The sequence below is a fragment of the Actinoplanes sp. NPDC049599 genome, from assembly GCF_044465625.1.
GTDB lineage: Bacteria > Actinomycetota > Actinomycetes > Mycobacteriales > Micromonosporaceae > Actinoplanes.
This window is the reverse complement of record NZ_JBITLX010000016.1, coordinates 26,477-49,431: the sequence shown is the minus strand read 5'-3', so window position 1 is coordinate 49,431 and position 22,955 is coordinate 26,477. Positions and strand designations below refer to the sequence as shown.

At 69.4% G+C, this 22,955-nt stretch carries 22 protein-coding genes; 12 read left to right on the top strand and 10 right to left on the bottom strand.

Features of this window, described 5'->3' with window-relative positions; genetic code table 11:
* The first annotated feature begins 144 nt into the window (after positions 1 to 144).
* The 3 genes from ACIBQZ_RS25870 to ACIBQZ_RS25860 are packed head-to-tail and all read left to right on the top strand — an operon-like array spanning position 145 to position 2,056.
* Complete coding sequence (locus ACIBQZ_RS25870) at positions 145 to 903, top strand: PIG-L deacetylase family protein (RefSeq protein ID WP_396091361.1); 759 nt, start codon at positions 145 to 147, stop codon at positions 901 to 903.
* On the top strand, positions 900 to 1,811 hold the full coding sequence (locus tag ACIBQZ_RS25865; RefSeq protein ID WP_396091360.1) for a hypothetical protein: 912 nt from the start codon (positions 900 to 902) through the stop codon (positions 1,809 to 1,811). The genes ACIBQZ_RS25870 and ACIBQZ_RS25865 overlap by 4 nt, the downstream gene beginning before the upstream one ends.
* Before the next feature lie 17 nt (positions 1,812 to 1,828).
* A complete protein-coding gene (locus tag ACIBQZ_RS25860) occupies positions 1,829 to 2,056 on the top strand; it encodes an acyl carrier protein (protein ID WP_396091359.1) in 228 nt (75 codons plus the stop codon).
* Between the two features lie 73 nt (positions 2,057 to 2,129).
* On the opposite strand, the gene ACIBQZ_RS25855 is transcribed toward ACIBQZ_RS25860, so the two are convergent.
* Both ACIBQZ_RS25855 and ACIBQZ_RS25850 read right to left on the bottom strand, forming a co-directional pair.
* Complete coding sequence (locus ACIBQZ_RS25855) at positions 2,130 to 2,477, bottom strand: cupin domain-containing protein (protein ID WP_396091358.1); 348 nt, start codon at positions 2,475 to 2,477, stop codon at positions 2,130 to 2,132.
* A gap of 16 nt (positions 2,478 to 2,493) precedes the next feature.
* Entirely contained in the window at positions 2,494 to 2,862 is a 369-nt protein-coding gene (locus tag ACIBQZ_RS25850) for a cupin domain-containing protein (protein ID WP_396091357.1), read from the bottom strand.
* Between the two features lie 187 nt (positions 2,863 to 3,049).
* Between ACIBQZ_RS25850 and ACIBQZ_RS25845 the strand changes: the two genes are divergently transcribed.
* The 6 genes from ACIBQZ_RS25845 to ACIBQZ_RS25820 are packed head-to-tail and all read left to right on the top strand — an operon-like array spanning position 3,050 to position 10,636.
* Positions 3,050 to 6,103: an AMP-binding protein gene (locus ACIBQZ_RS25845; RefSeq protein ID WP_396091356.1), complete on the top strand. Its 3,054-nt coding sequence runs from the start codon at positions 3,050 to 3,052 to the stop codon at positions 6,101 to 6,103.
* Complete coding sequence (locus ACIBQZ_RS25840) at positions 6,096 to 7,277, top strand: cytochrome P450 (protein WP_396091355.1); 1,182 nt, start codon at positions 6,096 to 6,098, stop codon at positions 7,275 to 7,277. Before ACIBQZ_RS25845 ends, ACIBQZ_RS25840 begins: the two co-directional genes overlap by 8 nt.
* Positions 7,278 to 7,301: 24 nt before the next feature.
* A complete protein-coding gene (locus ACIBQZ_RS25835) occupies positions 7,302 to 7,649 on the top strand; it encodes a MazG nucleotide pyrophosphohydrolase domain-containing protein (protein ID WP_396091354.1) in 348 nt (115 codons plus the stop codon).
* Positions 7,650 to 7,698: 49 nt separating this feature from the next.
* Positions 7,699 to 9,018 (top strand): MFS transporter, encoded by a 1,320-nt coding sequence (locus ACIBQZ_RS25830; protein ID WP_396091353.1) that lies wholly within the window; start codon positions 7,699 to 7,701, stop codon positions 9,016 to 9,018.
* Positions 9,015 to 10,268 (top strand): hypothetical protein, encoded by a 1,254-nt coding sequence (locus ACIBQZ_RS25825; protein WP_396091352.1) that lies wholly within the window; start codon positions 9,015 to 9,017, stop codon positions 10,266 to 10,268. The genes ACIBQZ_RS25830 and ACIBQZ_RS25825 overlap by 4 nt, the downstream gene beginning before the upstream one ends.
* Positions 10,269 to 10,282: 14 nt before the next feature.
* Positions 10,283 to 10,636, top strand: coding sequence for a nuclear transport factor 2 family protein (locus tag ACIBQZ_RS25820; protein ID WP_396091351.1), 354 nt, complete (start codon positions 10,283 to 10,285; stop codon positions 10,634 to 10,636).
* A gap of 108 nt (positions 10,637 to 10,744) precedes the next feature.
* On the opposite strand, the gene phoA is transcribed toward ACIBQZ_RS25820, so the two are convergent.
* The 3 genes from phoA to ACIBQZ_RS25805 all read right to left on the bottom strand — a co-directional run bounded on the left by phoA (position 10,745) and on the right by ACIBQZ_RS25805 (position 14,605).
* Positions 10,745 to 12,112 (bottom strand): alkaline phosphatase, encoded by a 1,368-nt coding sequence (gene phoA / locus ACIBQZ_RS25815; RefSeq protein WP_396091350.1) that lies wholly within the window; start codon positions 12,110 to 12,112, stop codon positions 10,745 to 10,747.
* Positions 12,113 to 12,690: 578 nt separating this feature from the next.
* Positions 12,691 to 13,092, bottom strand: a complete 402-nt coding sequence (locus tag ACIBQZ_RS25810) for a VOC family protein (RefSeq protein WP_396091349.1) — start codon at positions 13,090 to 13,092, stop codon at positions 12,691 to 12,693.
* Positions 13,093 to 13,666: 574 nt separating this feature from the next.
* On the bottom strand, positions 13,667 to 14,605 hold the full coding sequence (locus ACIBQZ_RS25805; RefSeq protein WP_396091348.1) for an alpha/beta fold hydrolase: 939 nt from the start codon (positions 14,603 to 14,605) through the stop codon (positions 13,667 to 13,669).
* Between the two features lie 42 nt (positions 14,606 to 14,647).
* Here ACIBQZ_RS25805 and ACIBQZ_RS25800 point away from each other — a divergent pair, with 42 nt between their 5' ends.
* Positions 14,648 to 15,127 carry a MarR family winged helix-turn-helix transcriptional regulator gene (locus tag ACIBQZ_RS25800; RefSeq protein ID WP_396091347.1) on the top strand — a complete coding sequence of 160 codons (480 nt, stop codon included), beginning with the start codon at positions 14,648 to 14,650 and terminating at the stop codon, positions 15,125 to 15,127.
* 93 nt (positions 15,128 to 15,220) lie between these two features.
* Here ACIBQZ_RS25800 and ACIBQZ_RS25795 read toward each other — a convergent pair whose 3' ends face one another.
* Positions 15,221 to 15,937 carry a hypothetical protein gene (locus ACIBQZ_RS25795; RefSeq protein WP_396091346.1) on the bottom strand — a complete coding sequence of 239 codons (717 nt, stop codon included), beginning with the start codon at positions 15,935 to 15,937 and terminating at the stop codon, positions 15,221 to 15,223.
* A 283-nt stretch (positions 15,938 to 16,220) separates the two neighbouring features.
* Here ACIBQZ_RS25795 and ACIBQZ_RS25790 point away from each other — a divergent pair, with 283 nt between their 5' ends.
* Together ACIBQZ_RS25790 and ACIBQZ_RS25785 are read left to right on the top strand one after the other, a co-directional pair.
* Positions 16,221 to 17,642, top strand: coding sequence for an MFS transporter (locus ACIBQZ_RS25790; protein WP_396091345.1), 1,422 nt, complete (start codon positions 16,221 to 16,223; stop codon positions 17,640 to 17,642).
* 131 nt (positions 17,643 to 17,773) lie between these two features.
* Positions 17,774 to 18,448: a hypothetical protein gene (locus tag ACIBQZ_RS25785; protein WP_396091344.1), complete on the top strand. Its 675-nt coding sequence runs from the start codon at positions 17,774 to 17,776 to the stop codon at positions 18,446 to 18,448.
* A gap of 90 nt (positions 18,449 to 18,538) precedes the next feature.
* Here ACIBQZ_RS25785 and ACIBQZ_RS25780 read toward each other — a convergent pair whose 3' ends face one another.
* From ACIBQZ_RS25780 to ACIBQZ_RS25765, 4 genes are all read right to left on the bottom strand, one after another.
* The gene (locus ACIBQZ_RS25780) at positions 18,539 to 18,844 is read right to left on the bottom strand and encodes a nuclear transport factor 2 family protein (RefSeq protein WP_396091500.1); all 306 of its coding nucleotides are present in this window, start codon (positions 18,842 to 18,844) and stop codon (positions 18,539 to 18,541) included.
* A 214-nt stretch (positions 18,845 to 19,058) separates the two neighbouring features.
* A complete protein-coding gene (locus ACIBQZ_RS25775; protein ID WP_396091343.1) occupies positions 19,059 to 20,048 on the bottom strand; it encodes a polysaccharide lyase family 1 protein in 990 nt (329 codons plus the stop codon).
* 437 nt (positions 20,049 to 20,485) lie between these two features.
* Positions 20,486 to 22,240 (bottom strand): M28 family peptidase, encoded by a 1,755-nt coding sequence (locus ACIBQZ_RS25770; RefSeq protein ID WP_396091342.1) that lies wholly within the window; start codon positions 22,238 to 22,240, stop codon positions 20,486 to 20,488.
* Between the two features lie 190 nt (positions 22,241 to 22,430).
* Complete coding sequence (locus ACIBQZ_RS25765; RefSeq protein ID WP_396091341.1) at positions 22,431 to 22,829, bottom strand: DUF6232 family protein; 399 nt, start codon at positions 22,827 to 22,829, stop codon at positions 22,431 to 22,433.
* Between the last annotated feature and the right edge of the window lie 126 nt (positions 22,830 to 22,955).

Here is a 22,955-nt window from a genome sequence, read left to right as displayed (position 1 = left end):
GGTACTGAAACAGTCCGGTGCGGTGTGTCCGAGGGGCGGCCGGGACCCGGCACCCGGCAGGGACCTCGCCGGGGCGGGCGCATGTCATATCATTGCCGCGTGTGCGACCTGGTCGCACTTCACGGGGAGGAACGCGATCAGTCAATGATCAGCAACCACGGGGCCGTCGTCATCGGAACCCACTTCGACGACGTGGCCCTGTCGATGGGTGGCCTGCTGCCGGCCATCGACGGGCCCACGGTCGTCGTCACCGTCCATGGAGGACCCCCGGATCCGGCCCTGAAGGTGTCCGGCTGGGATGCCGACTGTGGCTTTGTCAGCGGGGCCGAGGCGCATGCGGTGCGGTCCGCCGAGGACGCACGCGCGTGCGCCATCCTCGGTGCGGAGCAGCTGATGCTGCCCAACCCGGACGGGCCCTATCGGGCCGCGGCGGACCCCTTCGCCGGGCTCGGCGAGGTGCTGCGAGGGCTGGGCAGTGACGTTCCGGTCTACCTGCCGCTGGGCACCACCCAGCCGGACCACATCGCCGTCCGCGACGCGGCGCTGGACATCCTCGCCGGCCTCGGCACCAGGACGGTGCGGATCTATGCCGATCAGCCGTACGCGCCCGCGCTCGTGCCCGACTGGACGTCAGCACCGGCCGACGAGGTCGTGACGACCCTCGCGCGGCACGACCCGGAATACCGCAATCTGCGGGATCGGTACGGGATGGAGCTGCTGACCAGCGCGAACCTCTCGGACCAGGCGTGGTCACGCAAACGTGACGCGGTCTTCTGTCACGCCTCTCAGCTCAGCCTCGTCGGAGGCATGGGGGAGGTGCGGCACCTGGGCAAGTTCCTGCGCCACGGCGGCCCCCTCAGCCGGGAGTTCGTGTGGCAGCTGGGCCGGGGTGAGCGCCCGTGACGGGTCCGACCGGGCTCTTCCGGCATGGCGGACCGGCCGGCCGCACCGTTCAGGAGACGATGACCGCGCTGGGCCTCGACCGGGGGTCCGTTGTGCTCCGGGCGATCTACCAGGCCGAACGTCCGGCCCTTGACGTGCTCTTCAAGACCAGGCACGAGTGGCCGGAGAAGCTCGCGGCCGTGCGGGCCTTCCCGCCGGGCGCGGTGGAACGGACCACGGCCGACTACCTGAACTGGCGTGCGGACATCCTGTACTGGAAGGCGATGATCCACTTCTTTCCGGATCAGCTTGCCGACCGCGTCGTGATCAGCGGCGCCGATGCCGTGCGCGAGCTGGCCGCCGAAACCTCACGTTTCCTGCTGGCTCCGTTCCATATCCGCCAGTTCCCGCTGATCAGCCCGGCCGTCACGGCGCTGGGCCTGCGCACCGCATCCATCATCGACGTGAACACGCCGGCCGACGTGCCCGCCGACCCGGCGCCGGAGCAGCGCAAGCTGGCGCTGGACGGCAAGGATCCGCTGGTGCTGGTCAGGGCGAGCCGGGCCCTCAAGGACCGCCGCACGATCAGCGTCTTTCCCGACCTGCACCGGGGCGGGAGGCCGGCGCCGGAGCGGGTCACCTTCCTCGGCCAGGAACTGCTGACCGGCAGTTCGTGGCACCTGTTCTGCCTGCACGAGCGGCTGCCGGTCGTGCCGTGTTACGCCGCCGCGGGGCCGGAGGGCACCCCGGTGGTGACGTTCGGCGAGCCGCTGGGGCCGCCTCGGACCGCCGATGAGGCGGTGGAGCTGGTCCAGCGCCTCTACACCTTCTATGAGACCCCGCTCCGGCCGGCCCTGGTGGAATGGGAGGGCTGGACGGAGGCGAACTGGGTTCGTGACGACGTGGTGAGCGGCCGGCCGGGCCGCTGACCGAAGAGGGGACTGCTGTGACCGAGGACCGTGCGCTGACCGTGCTGATCACCTTGACCGAGTCGATTCTCGGCGTCGACAAGGTGCAGTCCACCGATGAGTTCTTCGACCTGGGCGCCAACTCGATGGACGCGCTCCGGCTGGTCACCGCGATGGAGGAGCACGGTCTGGTGGTCGACATCGAGCAGCTGCTGGACAGCCCGTCGCTCGCTGACCTGGCGACCCACTGCAGGCCACGGTCCTGAGCGCCGGCGTCGTCCGGGACATCAGCCTCGGAGCGGGAGCAGACCGCTGTCCCGGACGACGATCCCGTACGAGCTACACCGTGTCGGGCGGATACACGAGCTCGACCTGCGAGCACTCCGACTCGTAGTAGGCCGAGTGCACGACGGACGTCGGAACGTGGAACCAGTCTCCCGGCCCGTACTTCCCCTCGACGCCGTCGATCGTGAGCCGCACGCATCCCTGGGTCACCACTCCGACGATGTTCATGTCGTCGTGCTGGTGCGGCTCGAGCGACATGCCTTCCGGATACGTCGCGAAGACGACATCGCAGCCGTCGGCCTTGAGCCGGCGCGCCTCGATGGCCCAGCCCGGGTTCACCACCCACTCCTCATCGAGCGGAATCTGCTTCAGGAGCGGGGGGAAGTGCGGTTTGACGGTCATCAACCGGTCTCCTTTGTCAGTACTGGCTCGACTCGCCCGGATCCGAGATCGCAAAGGTGAAACAGCGGATCGAGTCGTGCTCGCTGAGCGGCGTGAGGCTGTGCGTGACGTTCGACGGGATCGAGATCAGGTCGCCCGGGTGGACCACCCGGGAGTCGTCGCCGACGACCATGGTGCCGCGCCCGCGCAGAACGTAGTAGAACTCGTGCGACGGATGGTGGTGTGCCTCCACCATGTCGCCACCGGCCACCTCGAACTCGGTGACGTACTCGAGGTATCCGCCCTCGGTGATCGAGCGCATCTCCTCGGGTCGCACCATCCACCAGACATTGACCGTGTCGTGCGAGAACTCGTGCTTGGTGGCATCGGTCGAGCGAACGTCCATGTGGTCCCCTTTGTGTCCAGAACGTCCCGGAGATCCACAGCGATCCATCTCCGGGAGCCGACTTCCGCAGCATAGTGGTTCCGGCGAATCCACGTGGGACGGTCGATTGGCGGGCGGCGCGGAGGGTACCGGCCAATGCGGAGTTTGCGCGTAGCATCGTGGACTCACGGGGGCGTTGGAGGGTCGTATGCCAGGTCAGCTCAGAGGTCTGCACGAAGTCGTCGCGGATCTCGCGCGCTCCCGGCCGCACGCCCCGGCCCTCAAGGCCGACGGGCACACCGTCACCTACGTGGAGCTGGACCGCCGGGCGGACCTGTGGTCGGCCGACCTGGTGAGCTCCGGCGTGCGCCGCGGGCAGGTGGTGCCGGTGGTCATGGTGCGCGGCACCGATCTGGTGATCACCATGCTGGCCGTGCTGAAGGCCGGCGCGGCGTACGCGCTGCTTGATCCCGCCTGGCCGGTCGAGCGCCTGGAGCAGACGTGCGGCCGGCTCGACAGCCCGCTGATCGTGGTGGGCGCCGGCGCCCCGCGGGCGACCTGGCCCAAGCGGGTGTGGTCACCGGGCGGGTCGTCGGGCCGGCACGTGGACCGCCGGCCGGTGCCCGTGGCGGGCGATGACCCGTGCTGCGTCTTCTTCACGTCCGGCACCACCGGCACACCCAAGGGCGTCCTGACGACGCACCTCGCGACGGCCCGCCTCTTCGAGTCGGACGAGCTCGGTGACCTGGGCGAACGGACGGTGTTCCCGGTCGGGGCGCCGACCCCGTGGGACGCGTTCTCGCTGGAGCTGTGGGGGCCGCTGCTCAACGGCGGCACCGCCCTCGTCGACGACGAGCCGTACATCACCGGGGAATATCTCCGGCGGGCCGTGCGCGCGCACGGCGCGACCGCCACCTGGCTGACCAGCAGCCTCTTCAACATGATCGTGGAGGAGGACCTGGACGCCTTCACCGGACTCGTCAAAGTGATCATCGGAGGCGAGGCGCTGGCGCGGCGGCAGGTCGGCCGTTTCCTCGCCGCGCATCCCGGGATCGCCCTGTTCAACGGATACGGGCCGGTCGAATCCACGGTGTTCGCCACGATGCACCGGATCCGTCCGCAGGACTGCGAGCTGCCGGACGGAATCCCGCTCGGCCGGCCGGTGCCCCGGACGCAGATCTACGTTCTCCGGGGCGACCAGCCGTGCGGGGCCGGTGAGACCGGTGAGATCTGCATCGGCGGGGCCGGCCTGGCCGTGGGCTATCTGGGGGACCCGGCCCTGACCGCGGAGAAGTTCGTCGAGGTATGCCTGAACCGGCGGTCCGTGCGGGTCTATCGCACCGGGGACCTGGGCTTCAAGGACGAGGACGGGATCCTGCACTTCCGTGGCCGGGCCGACCGGCAGATCAAGGTCCGCGGCCACCGGATCGAGCCGGTGGCTCTGGAACGGCGGCTGGAGTCGCTGTTACCGATCCGGTCCTGCCGGATGGTGCCGCGGCAGGGACCCGACGGCCGGCCGGACGGCCTCATCGCGTTCTGCGTGCCGTTGCGTGCCGGTGACCCGTTGGCCGGGGCCGGCGAGATCATCCGGCGGACGTTCGCCGGATACGAGCGACCGGCCGCCGTGATCAGCGTGGATGCCCTGCCGCTGACGGCCAACGGCAAGGTCGACGAGGCGAAGCTGCTGGTGAGCGCGGCCGGCGTCGGCGGGCCGGGACGGCCGTCCCCGGACCGGCCCGGACCGGCCCGGGACGAGCGGGCCCGGATGGTGGCCGACGTGTTCCGCTCGCTCCTCGGTGTGCCCGAGGTGTCCTACGGCGACTCGTTCTTCGACCTCGGCGGATCCTCGCTCGACGCCGGCCGGGCCTGTGCCCGGCTCGCCCGGCACACCGGACGCCCGGTCCCGCTGTCCAAGCTGTACCAGCAGCCCACGCCGGCCGGGCTGGCGTCGTGGCTGGCGGCCACGGCCGACGAGGAGAGCCGCGGACGAGTCGCCGCGGGCGGGTCGGCTGTGCCGCTGACCCCGATGCAGACCTTGTTCCTGACCCGTGGCCTGATGTCGGCGGCCGATCGTACGAACCACTGCATCCTGACCTGGGTGATACACGGCGCATTGAGCCGTACGGCGCTCCGGTCGGCGATCGGTGCGGTGCACGACCGGCACGAGTCGCTGCGAGCCGCCTATGTCATGGGGCGCGATCCCCACGCGGTCACGGTGGAGATCCCGCCGCCGCCGCTGGAGGAGCTCGGCGCCGCGGCCGATGTGCCGGGTGGCGTCGCGGCGATCCGTGCCGCCTTCGACGAGGACCTCGATCCGGCCGTGGCCGACCTGTGGCGGGTGGCCCTGCTGCCGGTGTCCGAGGACGCCTGGGTGCTCGGCGTGGTGGTGCACCACGTCGCCTTCGACGGCTGGTCGGAGTCGGTGCTCGCGACCCACCTGGCCGATGCGTACAACCTGGCTCGTTCGGGCCGGCCGGTGCACACCGCGCCGCCCGTTCCGCTGGCGGCCCTCGCTGCCGGGATCGAGCGCCCCGACCCGGACCTGGCCGATCAGCTGCTGCTCTCCTTGAAGGGAGCGTCCGACCTGCAGTGGCCCGGATCGCCCGCCCCGCAGGACCAGGGGATCGCCCTGCTCAGCCACCGGGTGTCCGCCTCGGATCTCGAGACCCTGGATCGGCTCGCCCGGGCCGCCCGGACGACCCGCTTCGCGGTCCTGCTGGCGTGTTGCGGCGCCGCGCTCGCCACCGTGACGGACCAGCGGGATCTTGTCGTCAGCACGCCGGTCCGGCAGCGGGTCGGCGCCGGGACGGAACAAGCCGTCGGCTGCCAGCTGAGCCTGGTCTTCCTCCGCCTCCGCGACGAGGCCCTGGGCGGCGACACCGCGGCCGTCCGCGCGATCACCGACATCGTCGATCTCGCGATGCGCACGCAGGACGTCCCCGTGACGAGCGTGCTCGACGCGGTGGAGCGGCCGCGCAGTTCCCGGCCGCCGCTCGCCCAGGCACTGTTCGCCGTGCAGGACAATCCGGTGCCACGTCTGGACCTCGACGGTGCTCGCACCGAATTCGTCCGGCAGCCCTACCTCGATCTCCCGGTCGAGCTGCATGCCGAGCTCTGGTGCGAGGACGACGGCTCCGCGCGTCTGGACGTCGCCTTCCGCAGGGAGAGCGTGACCACGGCCACCGCCACCTCGGTCGCGCGCGCCTTCCTCGACAACGTCGAGACGATGGCAGCCCGGTTCAGGGGCGATGGTCGTGGATAGCGCCCCCGACCTGTCGATCCTGACCGATCCGGTCGCGCACGCCGACGGCCGGGCGGATCGGCTGTGGCCGTGGATGCGGCGGCACGCCCCGGTGCACTGGCACGACGCCGGCAGCTATCCCGGGTTCTGGTCCGTGGTCCGGTATTCCGACGTACGCGCGGTGTACCTCGATCACGAGACGTTCAGCTCGGCGAAGGGGGTCATGCTGCGGCCGCTCGCACTCGGCGACGACCCGGCCGGCGGCGCCGCGCTGGCGTTGACCGATCCGCCCCGGCACGGCGACATCCGTGCGCTGGTCGGCGACCTGTTCGCCGGCCGCGCCGTCCGGGCCCTGGAGGAAGATCTGCGGAAGTCGACCCGGGCCGTCCTGGATCAGGCCGTCGAGGCCGGCACCTGCGATTTCGCCCATGACGTGGCCGCGCGCCTCACGATCACGGTGATCTGCGCGCTGCTGGGCGTACCGGAGGCGGACCGGGACCAGGTCCGCCGGTGGATCGACGCCTCGTTCGCCGCCGGGCGGCCGCTTGCGACGAATCACGAGTTCATGGGCTACCTGCTCCAGCTGATGGACGAGCGCACGGTGAGCCCGAGCAACGACATCGTGAGCCGCCTGGTCCATGGCGAGGTCGCCGGTGCGCCGCTGTCCGACCTGGAGATCCTTTTCAACTGCGAGAACATCGCCGGCGCGGCGGAGAACTCCGGTCTGTCCATGGCGACCGGCATGCTCGCCTTCATCGACAACCCGGTCCAGTGGCAACTGCTGGTCGACCACCGGGAGCTGCTGCCCGGTGCCGCCGGCGAGATGATGCGCTGGGCCTCCAGCGCCACCCACAGCATGCGGACCGCGACAACCGCCGGCCGCATCGGTGACCAGGCGATCCGCCCGGGTGACCGGGTGGTGGTGTGGCTTCGATCCGCGAACCGCGATGAGGCCGTCTTCGCGGATCCCGACGTCTTCGACATCGCCCGCCGGCCCAACCGGCACCTCGCGTTCGGTGCCGGAGCCCACGCCTGCATCGGCGCGGCGCTGGCCCGGATCCAGACCACCGTCCTGCTCTCGGAGATCCTCGAGTCGGGGATACGGTTCGAGTCGGCCGGAGCGCCGACCCCGCTGCCGTCGATCGTCGTGGGTGGGCAGAAGCACCTGCCGATGCGACTCTGGCGGACCGCATGATGACCAGAACAGCAGGAGGTTCGCATGGAGCCAGCTGGCCCGGCGGCGTTGTCGAGGGCCGTGAGCGCCCAGGACCGCGGCGAAGGTCTCGGCTTCGGGATGCCCGACCTGGCGGCCGCCCTCGCGGATGTGGACGACGAGCTGGCCGAGTTCCGGGACGATCCGAGCCCGTCGGAGCTGGGGGACGTGCTCTTCGCGGTCGTCCAGGTCGCCCGCAAACTGCGGGTCGATCCGGAGGTCGCCCTGCAGGAGGCGGTGAACCGATTCACGGCGCGGTTGGACCACGTCGAGCGCGCCTGTCCAGGTGCGATCGACGCCTCGCCGGAGCGGCGTCTGGAGTTGTGGCGCGCGGCGAAGGCGCAGGAGGGCTGAGGCCACCGGCCACCACCGAGGCCGCGGAACCACGACGGCGGGACCGCCGGTGAACGTCAGCAAGAAGTTCGGGGTGCTCGCCGACCGGCCGTTCCGTCTGGTGTGGATCGGTCGCTCCTCGTCCGCGCTGGGCGATGCGCTGATGCCGGTCACGCAGACGTTCGCAGTGCTGTCGATCGGCGGCGGTGCGGCCGAGATCGGGCTGATCCTCGCGATCAGCATGGTGGTCCGGACGTTGCTGCTGCTCGCCGGCGGTGCGCTGGCTGACCGCCTGCCTCGTCGCCTGCTGCTCGGCGGCACCTCGCTGTTCCTGGGCGTCGTGCAGACGCTGGTGGGCATCCTGCTGCTGACCGGCCGGCTGGACATGCAGATGCTCCTGGCCGCCGCCGTCTGCTACGGCGGCGCCTCGGCGCTCACCAAGCCCGCGCTGACCGGCCTGGTGCGCCAGACGGTGACGGATGAGCGGTTGCAGGAGGCGAACGGTCTTCTGGAGATGACCCGGGGGGCCACCCTGGTGGTCGGACCCGCGCTGGCCGGGGTGGCCGTGAGCCTGACCAGTCCGGGATGGGTCTATCTCGCCGACGCGCTGACGTTCCTGGTGTGCGCGGTAGCCATGATGATGCTGCCGCTGGCCCACGTGCAGCGAACCGATTCGAGCAGCCTGCTGAAGGACATCGCCGCCGGTTGGGGCGAGCTGAAGGCCCGGCCGTGGTACTGGGTGACGCTCTGCTGCCACGCCGTCTGGAATGTGGGATCGAGTGCGTTCTACGTTCTCGGGCCGGTGCTGGTGGCCCAGGCGGCCGGCGGCGCGGCGAGCTGGGGCGTCGTCAGCGCCGGGGCGGCCGTCGGTGCACTGGTCGGCGGTGGGGCAGCGATGCGGTTCCGGCCGGACCGGCCGTTGGTCGCCGCCCACGCTTCGCTGCTGTTGATGCTGCTGCCCCTCGCGGCGCTCGCGGTGGGAGCTCCCATCGCGGTGCTGACCGTCTGCGCGGTGGTCGGCACCGCCGGCGTGACGTTCATGAACAGCGCCTGGACGGCCACGACGCAGCAGCTCATCCCGGATGCCGTGCTGTCCCGGGTGACGTCGTACGACTGGCTGATCTCCTTCACCCTGGCGCCGGTGGGCTTCGCGGCCATCGGGCCGGTCGCCGACCGGGTCGGCGCCACCTGGGCGATCGGCATCGCGACGATGTTCGTCATCCTCGGAGTGGGCATCGTGCTGTTCATCCCGCGGGTCCGGCGACTGCGGCGGTCACCGGACGGAAAGTTGCGGGGCTGGCCTGATCTTGATCAGGAGTCACCGGCCGGGCCGGCGCCGGAGCCGGCCGGCAACAAGGAATCGACACCCCTGGAGAGGGATCGGTCATGAGAGCACTGGTGCTCAGCAGGAGCCCGTTCGGCAGTACCAACTACGCCCAGGTGATGGGGCCGGAGTGGCAGGTCTCGGTCATCGGCGACGATCGCGCCATCCGGCAGGCCGAATCCTACGACGAGCCGTACGACCAGCTGGTCGCCGTGCCGGACTACAACGAGTCGCCGGCTGTTGAGCTCGCCGCGCATCGCCTGCACCGCCGGCGGCCGTTCGACACGATCGTTGCCCTGTCGGAGTATGACGTGCTTCGTGCCGCCCGGCTCCGGGAGCTGCTCGGCATCCCCGGCCAGAGCCTGGCGAGCGCACTGGCGTACCGCGACAAGCTGGTCATGAAGGAGACGCTGGCCGCCGCGGGTGTGCCGGTGACCCGGTTCGCGGCCGTCACGACGGTGAGCGACCTGCTCGGTTTCGCCGAGCGGACGGGCTATCCGTTCATCGTGAAACCCCGCCGGGGTGCGGGGTCGGTCGGGGTCGAACTGCTCCGCGACGAAGCGGACGTCCAGCGGGTCGCGATGTCCTGTCGGGAGCTGGGCGGCGACGTCGGGGCGGCGCTGCTCGCGGAGGAGTACGTGCCGAACTCGATGCTGCACGTCGACGGCCTCGTGCACGCGGGCAAGGTGCAGCTGATCTGGCCGTCCACCCACGGCGACACGACAACGCTCAGCTACCGGGACGGCGGGGCCCTCGTGAGCTCGATGCTGGATCGTGACGACCCTCGGTGGGAGCCGTCGGTGGCGTTGGTCGAGCAGACACTGGCGGCGCTTCCGACGCCCGACACGACCATCTTCCACGCCGAGGTCTTCCACACGCCCGACGGCCGGTGGCTGCTGAACGAGATCGCCAGCCGGATGGGCGGGGTGAAGGTCGGCAGCGCCATGAAGATGGCGTTCGGCGTCTCCCTGGGACGGGAGTATCTGCGCGCCCTGGCGACGGGCGAAATGAGCTTCGCGGCCGGGCTGCAGCCCTCGCGGCTGGCCGGCTGGCTGGTCGTGCCGCCGATCCCGGGCCGGGTGCGGCGGGTGCCCACCGGCTGTCCCCTCGACGGAGTGCACGAGTTTGCCGTCCATACCGCCGTCGGGACCGAGATCAAGCCCGCGACCAGCGCGTTCGACGCGCTGATGACAGCGGTCGCGGTGGGCGACGATCGCGCCACGGTGCTCGGGCGTCTCGAGGGGATCCGGGACTGGTTCCACGCCGAACTGAAGATCGAACCTGTCTTCACCTCGAACGGGCGGCTGCCGGATTGATCAAGGAGATCGGCATGGAGCGGGAGGACCGGATCCGCAGGTACTACGAACTCGTGGACGGCGGCGACGTACCCGGGTTGGTGGAACTCTTCGCCCCCGATGCCGTTTACCGCCGTCCCGGCTACGACCCGCTGGTGGGACGCGAGGCGTTGACCCGCTTCTACCGCGATCAGCGGGTCATCAAGGACGGCTGCCACAGCCTCTCCGAAGTGGTCGTTCAAGGCAACGCCGCAGCGGTGCACGGAACCTTCGTAGGCACGCTGAAGGACGGCCGCGGGGTGACGCTGCGGTTCGCCGATTTTTTCAGGTTCGCCAACGGCGGCCCGTTCACCAGCCGAGACACCTTCTTCTTCGTTCAACTGGTCTGACTCGGCTGCTGTCGCCGGAGGCGAAGGGGCCGACGGGGCGAAATCTTCGGAACCGAAGGGCTCGGTGCGGTTCTGGAAACGAGTCCAGAACCGCACCGGGCGGTCGTCTCAGATTCCCAGGGCGCGACGCAGGTTGACGAAGACCTCGGTCTGATCCGTGATACCCAGGACGTTCGCGGCCTGCGGGCCGCCGGCCGCGATCCGCACCTGAGTGCCGGTGTGTTGCTGCTCCCAGCCGGGGGCCGGAGCAGTGCTGTAGTTGACCGTCATGTCGGCGCCTTCCCGGGTGCGCACGGTGGCGGTGAGGCCAGACGTGACCGAACCCGCCTCCACGATCTGGCTGCTGTGCCCGTGGTCCGCCGTGACGACGACCAGAGTGTCAGGATGACGGCGCTGATACCGGAGGGCTTCGGCGACAGCAGCGTCGAAGCCGACGGTCTCCCCGATCTGGCCACACGGATCTGCGGTGTGGGCGGCCTTGTCGATGGCGGCACCTTCGATCTGCAGGAAGAAGCCGCGCTTCTTGCCCTCGGTCTGCCGGCTCAAGAGCTCGATCGCCTTGCGTGTCATGTCGACCAGGTGCGGCTGGCCGGCCGCCCGGTCAGCATTCGGTGCGCACGCCGCGGGCGGAGTGTTCTCGCGGACCGGCACCGGACCGGTCCACTCCCGGTCCAGGTCGCTGTCGGCGAAGAGCCCGAGCAGTGGCGCGTCCGGCGTGGCGGCCGCCAGGGCCTGCCCGTCAGTCACGATCCGGTATCCGCTGGCCCGAGCCTGTTCCAATACGGTCTTGCCCTGGTACGGGCCTGCCTGCACCGTCTGGTTGAAGTACCGCATACCGCCACCGAGCAAGACGTCGGGCTTCGTCTCGATCAGCTGCTCCGAGATGGATCCCGGCCCACCGTTCTCCTTGGAGCTTGCCGGGCACAAGGTCATGGATTGCGGCCCCCGGCAGTAGCGGTTGGGGACGTGTGAGGCGGCCGCCGCGGGCGTGGCGTCCTGCAACTCGGCGGTCGAGACGTCGCCCGTGCGGAGGCCCGCACGCTTGGCCAGCTCCAGGACGGTGGGCTGCGGCCGTTCGTCCGGGGTCACCGAGATGGCGCCGTCATACGATTTGTGACCGGTGGAGAAGGCGGTGGCGGACGACGCTGAATCGGGCGTGTAGTCGGGCTTCGTAGGATCGCTCTTCTCGACCGCGTAAGTGGTGTATGCGCCGGTGAGTGGAAGCTTGTCCATCGCCAGCCGCCCGGCCGCGCCAACCTCATAGTTACGGGCAATGGTGATTTCGCTGTCACCCATGCCATCGCCGATGAGGAGGATGACGTTGCGGGCATGGCCCCCTACGATGGCCTTTCTCGCGGCATCGGTCCGGTCGACGCGCTCGGACGACGCCATTGCCATCGACGGTATTCCCACAATGACCACCAGCGCGGCCAGTGGAACAGGATTGCGGCGAACGCCCATCCACTTAAAGTTCATGCAGAGTCCATCTCCCGTTAGCCTGACATACATCAATTTGCCATCAGATCATAGACTCACCGGTCTGTCCACAGTCGGCAGTGCGGACGAACTCCGCGAAGTTGATGGTTGCATTGTCGCGAGTGGACAGCCGTTTCGCTCAGACTTTGACTCAGATGTCGAGCAACCGGAAGCTCCACGGTTATGACGTCATGGTTCCCGAGTTCGGCTCATGCGGGTGCTCCGGCCGGGCGCCGGCTCCGGGTGGTCCACGTGGTCGTTGGCGCATTCGGAAGCCGTCGCGTCACGCGACGTTCCGTGGACCCGTACCCGTTGACCAGGTCGATGTACCCGAACGGGCTGTCGCGCCGGCGATGCACGTGGGCAGCTCCGCCGCCGGTGACGGCCGACCGGACGGTCGCCCGAGCGGCGGCGTCCATCCGGGTGATGTTCCGCCTCGGTGCCGGCCAGGTCGGTGCCCCGGCACAGGATCTCGTCCGGCAACTCGAACATGTACGGCTCCTTGGAGCTGGCCCGGACGCGCGATGAGGACGCCCCGCAGGGGGCGCCCTCACTGTCCTGCTGCCTCGTGCGCGTGCTTACCGCCCGGCCGGCGCCTCGGGTTCGAGGAACTCGAGGCGGTTGCCCAACGGGTCGAACGCGTAGAAACGGCGGTGCGCGGGGAAGTTGTCGTCCCAGTCGACGTCGACGCCCGCGTCACCCAGGCGCTTGGCCAGCGCGTCGAGATCGGCGATCAGCAGACCGGGATGGGCCTTGCGGGCGGCGGTGAAGTCCGGCTCGACTCCGAAGTGGAGCTCCAGCGCCCCGCCGCGGAACCAGCAGCCACCGCGGGCGGCCAGCACCGGCGGCTTCTCGATTTCCGTCATGCCGAGGATGTCGCCGTAGAACGCCCGGATCTGATCCTCCGCACCCGGCGGAATGGCCAGCTGCGTGTGGTGCAGCCCGTGAAACGAGTAGGGCAGTTCCTCTGTGGTGCTCACTGACTCTCCTTCTGCCGACTGTCGGCAAATACAGGTGGCCGGACAGGCCGCTTCCGGTCGCGTGGCGTCATCGCGCCGCCCGTCGCCTATCGTCCCAAGGACATCAACATCGAAGGAGTCCTGTGCCCGCCGCGACCACGGCCGCGCTCGAGGCGCTGCTCGCGGTGCTCGACGGTACGGCGTGCGCCGGCCGGCGCACGTGACGCAGGACCGTGCCGGCGCCAGCCGCAACCTCGCCGCCGACCTGGTTCGACCGGGCGGCCGGGTGCTGCCGTTCGACTCGGGGCTGGTCAGCCGGGCCCGGCAGTGGCGGTGGGACGAGCGCTACCGCCGCCTGGCGAACGAGACGGTGGTCGGCTTCCTGACGGGCGGGAATTCCCTGGGTACGCCGAGCGGCTCTACCGTCCGCGGGCGGCGTCCCCGACCAGCGAACGGCCGCGGACAACGCCCTGGCGGCGAAGCTGGGAGCCGTCGGCGGCAACGGCTGCTGCGCCCCCGACCTGCGAGTGATCCACCGCAACAGCGGGTGCCGCGAACCGCCGGCCGCGAAGAACCTCGCCCGGCACTTCCCGGTTCACGCGTGGGATGAGGCTTTATCGACGTTGTCGACGAAGCTCAGTATTGCTTCGGTCAGTTGCTCGGGTGCTTCCAGGGCGACGTAATGACCAACGCCGTCCAACTGAACTGAGCTGATTGCCGTGGATGCCGCCTGCGACATGGTGGCGTGGGTGAACGTACCGCCTCCGGCACCGACCGCGAGTACGGGCTGGTTGAGGCCGGGTGACTCGGCGAGTTCCCTGATCTCGGGTCCTTCTCGAAGCATTGACCGGTAGAGGCCGGCGGCGCCGCGCCAGCCGTCGGGTCGGGCGTAACCGCGAGAGAATTCCTCGATGTCGGTGTCCAGGATCGCTCGCGGCACAGCGGTCATGGAGGGGAATGCGTATCGACTGAGGAATTCTTTCTCGCGGCCGGTGAGCAGCAGCTCGGGGATGCCGGGGGCGGCGAGGACGCCGATGTGCCAGGCGCCTCCGTGCGTCACGTCGGCCAGCGCCTCCAGGCCGAATCCGGGCAGGCCCATCTCGATTGCGGTGAGGCTGCGCACATCCTCGGGGTGCCTGGTGGTCAGGCGGAAGACGGTCGCTCCGCTGATGTCCTGTCCGGTGAGATGAACGGGTCCGATGTCGAGGTGAGCGATCAGGTGGTGGAGGTCGGCGGCTGATGTTGCGCTGTCGCAGACACCCGGAGGGTTGTCGGAGTCGCCGAAGCCGCGCAGGTCCACGGCAAAGACCCGGTGGGTGGCGGCCAGCAGGGGAATCAGTCTGTGGAAGGCCCACCAGCTTTCGGGAAAGCCGTGGACCAGCAGGATCGGTGAGCCGCTGGTGCCGGCACTCACGTAGTGCAGGCTGGTGCCGTTGACGTCAGCGCGGTGATGCGTGATGTCCTGTGGCGTACGGAAGGTAGCCATGCTTCTCCTCAAAAAGACAGCCTGGGTGTCGATCTCGACGATAGACACCCAGGCTGTCTTTGTCCAGGCGCGGTGTCGTAGCCTTTCGCCATGTCTCGTTCTGGCGCTGATCTCGCGTTGCTGCTGCTGGGTGGCTTTCGGGCCCTTGTCGATGCCGCGACGGCCGAGCTCGCCCGTCGGGGTTACCAGGACGTGCGGCCCGTCCATGACTTCGCTATGCGCGCCATCGCGGCCGGAGCCGACAGCGCGTCCGACTTGGGCCGTCACCTCTCGGTCGCCAAACAGTCAGCGGCCAAGACCATCGCTGTTCTCCTGGAACGCGGCTATGTCGTTCGTCAACCCGATCCCCGCGATGCCCGCCGCAAGCGCCTGCAGGTCACTCCGCTCGGCTTGGAGGTCATGCGTCAAGGTGAGGCAATTTTCGACGAGTTGCGCACACAATGGGAACGGCAGCTGGGCGCTGCTGAGTTCGCGAATCTCGAAAGGCAGTTGACGACATTGGTCGGCGCGGCTCCCATCCGTTTTGATACACCGGGATGGATCGCACGCGACCTCGACGGGTCGGCCTGAGGGCGGGGCCGTCCGACGTTTGGACGAGCCTGTCCGATCAGGGCGAGAGGGTCGTGGAGGATGCGGGCGACCGGCCGGCGGTCAGATGGTCACTCAGGGTGCGGGTGTGCCGAAGTTCCGGAAGGTAGAGGTCTGGCCGAGCGGCGGCTGGCCAGAGCGCCCGTGGAGCGACGAACCCGACCTTGACTCCTTCGCTCGGATCGCGCGTGGCTTGGGTGAGGCGTACAGCCAGGCGCTGCCGAGCCTGGCGCTGGTCGCAAGGGCGTCCGTCTTGCGACTGAACCTCGAAACGTGGCATCCCAGACCGCAGCCTGCGCTGACCGCCTCGCCCGAGGACATGGTGGAGGTCAGCTGCCGACCGACCGACAGCGCCGGTTGGGCCTGCGCATTGTTCACCAGGGCGTCCTGGAGCTGGCGCGGGCACGCGGCTGGGATCCGGTCCTTCTCCTGGGCGTGGTGCCACACGTCGAGGCGCGAGGACTGCGCTACCGGTGGGACGGGCCGTGGAAGTCGGCGCCCGATCGACGGCACCGGGCTCGGGCCGTGGCCGGCATCGCTGACGACGGGATCGGGCGCGTTCGTCTTGAGGTTGCCACCCGTGCCGACGCGCTGGTTTTTCGCAGCAAGGATGTTCTTGCGTCGTGCGACGGTGATGACCTGGTGTGGGCGTGCAAGACGGTGCGGTGGGACGGTTCCAGCCTGGTCATCATGACCGCGATCATGGATCCGCTCGGCCTCCGGCAGTGCAACCTGGAGATCGATCTCAGCGGTGACACGCCGGTGTGCCGCACAGCGCGTCCCGTCAGTCATGCTGCTCGGTTCCCGCCACCGTCAAGGTAGCCCCGAGCTGGGTCAGGAACGCACGAGCGGGGCGATGGCCGCCGACGCCTCGTGTGGCTTGGTCTCTGCTTCCGGTCCGCCGTTCCTGGCGGCATCGACCACGCAGTGCGCCGGGTGGCCGTCGAACCCTCGACGCGGCGCAGCCGATGTGACGAGCGCGTCGTTTCCCGGCAATGCTTGACAGCAGGTACCCCCTGGGGGTACACCTCTTGGCACCTACTATACCCCCCAGGGGTACCAAGGAGTGGTTGCCATGTCACGCAGTCCCCAGCGGTGGTGGGCCCTCGGGCTCATCGCTCTCGCCCAATTCATGGTCATCATGGACACGTCGATCATCGGCGTGGCCCTGCCACGCATGCGCGAGGATCTCGGCTTCTCGCCCGGCGAACTGTCCTGGGTGTTCAACGCCTACGTCGTCGCGTTCGGCGGGCTGCTGCTGCTCGGCGGCCGCCTGTCCGACCTGTTCGGCGCCCGCCGCGTCTTCGTCACCGGCTGGGCAGTCCTGCTGGCCGGCTCTGCCGCCGCCGGCCTGGCCGGCACCGCCGAGGTCGAACTGTTCGCCCGCGCCGTGCAGGGAGCCGGAGCCGCGCTGATCGCCCCATCGGCGTTGACGTTGCTGATGATGCTGTTCGGCGGTGACCCGAAGGAGCTGACCAAGGCCCTCGCCCTGTACGGCGCGGCGGCCCCGGCCGGCGGCACCGCCGGGGTGTTCCTCGGCGGGGTCATCACCGAATACCTCAGCTGGCCGTGGGTGTTCTACCTCAACATCCCGATCGCCGTGGTCGCCCTGATCGCCGCTCCCGCGCTCATGCCCGCGGGCGGCGCCCGCCGCGGCAGCCTCGACATCGCCGGCGCGCTGACCGTCACCGCCGGGCTGGCAACCGCCGTCTACGCGATCGTCCGCGCCCCCGAAACCGGCTGGCACACCGCCCGGACCTGGATCACGCTGGCCGGCGCCGCCATCCTGCTCGGCGCCTTCCTCGCCATCCAGGCCAAGCGGCGTGAACCGCTGATGCGGCTGTCCATCCTCGCCAACCGCAACCTGGCCGCCGCCAACCTTGCCCAGTTGCTGCTCGGCGCGGCGTGGATCCCGATGTGGTTCTACCTCAACCTCTATCTCCAGCAGGTCCTCGGCTACCGTGCGTTCCCCAGCGGCGCGGCGCTGCTGCCGATGACCGTCCTGATCATGATCGGCATGATCGCGCTCGCACCCCGGGTGATCGCCCGGTACGGACCCAAGCCGACGCTGGTCACCGGCCTGGCCGTGCTCGCCGCCGGGCTGGGCTGGCTCGCCCTGGTCCGGCCGACCGGCAGCTACCTGATCGACGTGCTGCCCGCCTCCCTGGTGGCGGCACTCGGCATGGCACTGGCGTTCATCCCCTCATTGGGAACCGCGCTGTCCAGCGCCCGCCCCGAGGAAGGCGGCCTGGCCTCCGGCATCGTCAACACCAGCTACCAGGTCGGCTCCGCCCTCGGCCTGGCCGCCATGACCGCGCTCGCCGCCGCCCACGGCGCCGACAAGCTCGGCGACCTGCCCGCGCTGACCGACGGCTACTCCGCGGCGTTCCTCGGCGCTGCCGGCGTCGCCGCCGCGGCGGCCCTGATCAGCGCGCTCACGCTGCAGCATAGAAGTGCGGCCGCGGCCGCACCGCGGAAGGAGCCGGCAACCGCCTGATCGGTACGCGCCCCCGGCTGTCCGCCGGCGCCCGACACCCAGTGGCTCCGCGGACGGCCGGGCCGGCACCGCCAAGCCCGCACCTCAGCCGATCCGGTCAGCGGGCCGGCCGACGAAGAGAGATGATCACCATGTCCACCACAACCGCAGCTACCGCCGTCCGGGCCGGACTATGGGCACTGCCCGTCTACGGGCTCCTGCTGGGCCTGAGCACCGTGACCCACCAACCCCCGGTCGAGGACTTCGACGCCTACGCGCGCTATGTCACGACCGACGTCTTCCTCATCAGTCACCTGGGTGCCAGCATCCTCGGTGCCGGCCTGGCCATCCTGGGCGCCGTTGCGGTCACCGCCCTGCTGGTGCACGGCCGCGCCGCACGCGCGGCAATCATCGGCCTGACGCTCACCACGATCACCAACGTGTTCATGGCCTCGGCGTTCGGCAGCGCCGCGTTCGTGCAACCCGGCATCGGCCGCGCCCACCTCGACGGCATCCCCGGCATGCCGGCACTCAACGCCGACACCGCGTACGGGCCCGCACTCTTCGCCACCGCGCTGGGCGCGACGTCCATGCTCATCGTCTCGGCGATCGTGCTCGGTAGCGCGATCGCTCGCACCAGCAGGCAACTGCGCTGGTACGGCATCGGCTACGCCGTACTCGTCACCGTGTTCGCCCTGTCCGGTTTCCTTCTGCAGCCGATCCAGCCGTGGACCGGCTTCGCCCTGGCCGCGGTGACCGCGGCCCTGGCCCTGCGGCTGCCGAAGGCCGTTGTCGCGGGCGCGAACCTGCCCGCCACCGCCGGGTGATCGCGGTTGCGACCACGAACGGCCGCGCTGTCAGCCATGACTGGGCAAGATGCCGGTGGTAGGTGCGCCCAGGTGCCTCGACGAAGACCTTCAGCCTGGCTGGTAGCGGTCGCCGTGACGGTGGACGACCCGCCACACTCCCTCTTCCCGGCGGACGACGGTGGTCGCTCGCAGTTCGTACGTCGCGGGGCTGCCATGGGCCACCGCGGTTATCCGCTCGATGGCCACGAGATAGCCGAGGTCGCCGCCGGCGCCGGCGGCAATGATCTCGTACGCCAAGGACGTGCACTCGGAGAACCGGGTGGCGAGCCAGTCGAAGGTGGGACCCAGCTCCGCCCAGCCTTTGCGGTTGACCTCGGCACCGAAGAGGGTGACGGGGTCTTCGTGCGACCACAGCTCGCCGCGCGGACCGGCATCTCGTTGTGGAGCGCGATCTCGGCGGCCCGCAGGCGGGGGAGAACGTCTGCGAGGAAGTCGTCAACGTCGGACACGGTATTCAGTCTGGCACCGTTGGACCGGCGGAGCTTGTTCATCTCGCCGGTGGTGTCGGGGGTGGCCTTCTCGGTGACCTGACGGCGGCGCCCGTGGTGGGCGCCGCCGCCGGCGTACCTCAGATCTTGCCGGTGCCGGCACCCGCGGTGACGGTGGCCTTGACCGTGTTGTTGGCCTGCGGGGTGTAGGAGTAGGGGATCGCCGCGACGCTGGCGCCGTTGCGGACCTGCTCGGTGCCCGAGTTGACCTTGTAGTTGTTCAGCACCTTGATGTTGCCGGAGGCGGAGTCGCCGGTCTGGGTGACCGTCGGGTTCGCCACGTTCTCGAAGTAGTTGCGCTCGACGAAGACGCCGGCGTTCTCGGTGGAGGCGACACCGTACGAGCCGATGTTGCTGTAGTAGTTGTTGAGCACGTGCACCGGGTTGGCGAACCGGACTCGCGGGTGCCGCTGGTTGGTGCCGTCGAACCAGTTGTGCACGTAGGTCACCCGCAGGTGGCCGAGGTCCTCGGCGGAGTTGTCGTCGCTGTGGCCCAGCAGCATGGACTTGTCGTGGTCGTGCAGGCGGTTCCACGACACCGTGATGAAGTCCGACCCGCGCTTGATGTCGATCAGGCCGTCGTACCCGTTGGCCAGGTCGTTGTGGTCGATCCAGACGTTCTTGGTGCTCGACTGGACGTTGATCGAGTCATCGCTGGCGTTGCGGAACACCAGGTTCCGGATGATCACGTTCCTGACGCCGGAGAGGTTGAGGCCGCCGCCGGTGATCCCGGAGCTGGAGCCGACCCCGATGACCGTCTTGTTCGACGCGACGCTGTACATGCCGGAGATGGAGATCAGGCCGGAGACCCGGACGGTCTGCGAGGTGCTCGAGCTGAGCGCCGACTTGAGCGCCGACGCGGTGGTCACGGTCACCACGGTGCTGGACGAGCCGCCGGTGGTGCCGCCGTTCAGGCTGGCGAAACCGACCGGACTGGACTCGGCGGCGGACGCGCTGCCCTGGGTGAGGGTCAGCGTGCCGCCGAGGGCCAGGAGGCCGGCCGAGAGGGCGGCGATGACGGTGCGGCGGCGGTGGGGGCGGGCCGCCGCGGGCTGTGCCGTTTCGGGCATGGCGATTCCTCCGTTGAGGGGAGTGGATGCCGCCGGGGGCGGCATGCGGGGGACCCGGCCCTCGCGCGCTCGGTGACGGGCGGGTTGGGCCGGGCTGGCGCTTGTGGAAATGTGCGGAGCCGTTCGGCCGCAAGGCTCCGGCCTGCAGGTAAGCGCTTACCCGAGCTGAACCTAAGCCTGCTATTCATCGATGTCAATCTCTGTGGAGTGCCGCTCGCCGGGCGATGGTTAACCGGTTCACGATGACCTGCTGTTTCGCGACGAACACCGCACCGGTGGTTGGCGCATGGAGTCAGATCGGACACGCGGCGGACGGCGCCGGTGACGTGTCGGGCCGGTTGGCCGGGCCGGAGCCTGCCGCGCGGGTACAGCGGGAGCCTCGAGAACCCGGCTTGATGCCGCAGGGCGGCCCGCCCTGCGGCATCGTCCGGTTGCTGTCAGCTGACGGTGAGCGCGGTGTCGTCGATGACGAACGACGACTTCAGCGAGGAGTCTTCCGTCCCGGTGAACTTGAGGGTGACGGTCTGCCCGGCGAAGGCGGCCAGATCGTACGAGCGCAGGGTGTAGGCGCTGACGTTGAGGTTGGAGAACACCTGCAGGGTGGTGGTGCCGACCTGCACGGTCAGCTTGTCGTACTGGGTGGTGGTGGTCGTTTCCGTGGTGCTGATCTTCAGGTAGAACGACAGCGTGTAGAGGCTGCAACCGGTGGGAAGGGTCACCGACTGGGACAGCGTCTGGGTGCGGGTCGCGCCGTAGCCGCCGAGCCATGCGTCCCGGGTGCCGGTTCGCGGCGATCCGTCGCCGGTGTTCGCGCCGATGACTCCGGTCGACGCGGTCCACGGTGTTGTGGCGGTTTCGAAGCCGGGATTTCCGAGTTTCTGGCCGGCGCCGGCACATCCGCCGGTGCCGGTGAGCGTCAACGTGTACGAAGCGCTGTGGACCGCGGAGCCCGTTCCCGTCACCGTGATGGTGTATGAACCGGGCGCAGCGGCCGTGGTGGTCGTGACGGTCATGGTTGACGATCCACCCGACGTGACCGACGTCGGGCTGAAGCTCACCGAGACACCCGCGGGAGCGCCGGAGCTGGTCAGCGTGACGGTCTGCGTGCCGCCGGAGGTCGTGGCGGTGTTCACGGTGGCCGTGGCCGAGGAGCCGGGGGTCACCGCGCCCGCGCTCGGGCTGAGCGACACCGAGAAGTCGTTGGCCGGCGCGGTGCCCGTGGTGAGGGTCCAGAGGGCGTACTCCTCGGCATTGGCCCAGCGGCCAAGGGAGGTGCTGTTGATGTTCGACGGGTAGGAGTCGCAGGCCTTGTGGTAGCAGGGGTCGTACGCCTTTCCGGCGGTGCCGCCCCATTTGCTCACCTGGGCGCTGGTCTTGGTGTAGCTCGCCCCGGTGGAGTTGATCGATGACGGGATGCCGGCGTTGCGGAACGAGCCGTCGTCGCTGCAGCACTCGGTCGACGTCTCGGTGGGCACGCTGATCGAGGTGAAGTACTCACGCAGCTTCCCGGCGATCGCGTCGGTGCCGGTGACGAAGTAGCCGCCGTTGGTGGAAGCGACCATGTCGAAGGTGCCGTACGCCTTGATCGCGGTCTTCTGGGCCGTGGTCAGCGAGTTGACGTAGAACTTGGAGCCGATCAGCCCCTGCTCCTCGCCGGCCCACCAGCCGAACCGGACATGGTTGGTCATGGTCGGGTTGTTCGCGGCGAGCTGGAGCGCGGCTTCCAGGAGCGTGGCCGTCCCGGAGCCGTCGTCGTTGATGCCCGGCCCGGCCGACACGCTGTCGGAATGGGCTCCGAACATGTAGGTGTTGCTGGTGTTGCCACCCGGCCAGTCGGCGATGATGTTCTTCGCGGAGCCGTTGCAGGTGGTGCAGGTCTGCACGGTGACGGTGAAGCCGGCCGCTTGCAGCTTCTGCTGCAGATAGGTGGTCGTCGCGGTGTGACCCGCCGTGCCGGTGGCTCGGTTGCCGCCGTTGTTGCTGGCGAAGGTCTGCAGTTGCTGCAGGTGGCCGTTGACGTTGTTGACATCGACAGCCGGCGGAGGAGCCAACAGGGAAGCGCTGAGTGCCGGCATGGATGAGCCGGACGGTCGCACACCGGGCGAGGCTGCCGCCGGCTGCGCGCTGAGCGCCAGCGTCGCCGCGGCGAAAACAGCTAGGGCAGGTCCTGCCGTCACCGTTCTGAGTCTCATGGGGGCTCCTAGGGTCGAGGCCGATTCACGGCTGGCCGTAGGAGAACAGGAACGTGCCACCAGGCACAAGATATCGAAAACACTATATTTCCGAGCCCCGGAATCCCGAGGGATCGCAGTGCAGCACCACGCCGCGGGCGGCGCATCCGCCCGGGCAGGTGCGCACCTGCCCGGGCGCGACGGGCACGGCTCACCAGCGGTGGGCTTCGACCGCCCGGATGACTGCCCGCCGGACCTGCTCGAATTCGTCGTGTTCCCGCGAGGTGAAAAGCGTCACGAGATGACCATGGTGGATCGCGCGAAGGACCATCCACCGTGGGTTGCGCCGGCCGTCCAGGAGAATCGCGACGGCCAATCCGATTGCTGCGGCCAGGCCGACACCCAGCAGCCCCACCGCCCGGAAGCCCGGTGTCAGAGCGACTGCCAGCACGAGTTCGATCGCGCCGCAGATCATCGCGACCTTCCGCGCCGGGTGGGCGAATTCGAGCAGGCGGGTCAGCACACCGAGCTCGGCGGTCAGGTAGGTGTGGCCGGGAGTGATGATCCGGTTGTCGGTGACCACGATGCGCGGGCCCGAGTAGAGGAGCACCTCGTTGCGGGGAGCGTGTCGGGCGTCGCGTGCGGGCCCGCTGATGGCGGGCCGACGGGCGGCCGAGGGTAAGTCCCCCTCCGTTCTCAGGTGCGCGAACGGCGGGGCGAGGACTAACCTGGTCAT

Coding starts and splice junctions, on each gene's coding strand:
- ACIBQZ_RS25785 (WP_396091344.1), top strand. CDS start 17,774: ATGTCCACCACAACCGCAGCTACCGCCGTCCGGGCCGGACTATGGGCA.
- ACIBQZ_RS25870 (WP_396091361.1), top strand. CDS start 145: ATGATCAGCAACCACGGGGCCGTCGTCATCGGAACCCACTTCGACGAC.
- ACIBQZ_RS25825 (WP_396091352.1), top strand. CDS start 9,015: ATGAGAGCACTGGTGCTCAGCAGGAGCCCGTTCGGCAGTACCAACTAC.
- ACIBQZ_RS25820 (WP_396091351.1), top strand. CDS start 10,283: ATGGAGCGGGAGGACCGGATCCGCAGGTACTACGAACTCGTGGACGGC.
- ACIBQZ_RS25850 (WP_396091357.1), bottom strand. CDS start 2,862: ATGGACGTTCGCTCGACCGATGCCACCAAGCACGAGTTCTCGCACGAC.
- ACIBQZ_RS25770 (WP_396091342.1), bottom strand. CDS start 22,240: ATGAGACTCAGAACGGTGACGGCAGGACCTGCCCTAGCTGTTTTCGCC.
- ACIBQZ_RS25795 (WP_396091346.1), bottom strand. CDS start 15,937: ATGACTGACGGGACGCGCTGTGCGGCACACCGGCGTGTCACCGCTGAG.
- ACIBQZ_RS25845 (WP_396091356.1), top strand. CDS start 3,050: ATGCCAGGTCAGCTCAGAGGTCTGCACGAAGTCGTCGCGGATCTCGCG.
- ACIBQZ_RS25800 (WP_396091347.1), top strand. CDS start 14,648: ATGTCTCGTTCTGGCGCTGATCTCGCGTTGCTGCTGCTGGGTGGCTTT.
- ACIBQZ_RS25790 (WP_396091345.1), top strand. CDS start 16,221: ATGTCACGCAGTCCCCAGCGGTGGTGGGCCCTCGGGCTCATCGCTCTC.
- ACIBQZ_RS25835 (WP_396091354.1), top strand. CDS start 7,302: ATGGAGCCAGCTGGCCCGGCGGCGTTGTCGAGGGCCGTGAGCGCCCAG.
- ACIBQZ_RS25855 (WP_396091358.1), bottom strand. CDS start 2,477: ATGACCGTCAAACCGCACTTCCCCCCGCTCCTGAAGCAGATTCCGCTC.
- phoA (WP_396091350.1), bottom strand. CDS start 12,112: ATGAACTTTAAGTGGATGGGCGTTCGCCGCAATCCTGTTCCACTGGCC.
- ACIBQZ_RS25775 (WP_396091343.1), bottom strand. CDS start 20,048: ATGCCCGAAACGGCACAGCCCGCGGCGGCCCGCCCCCACCGCCGCCGC.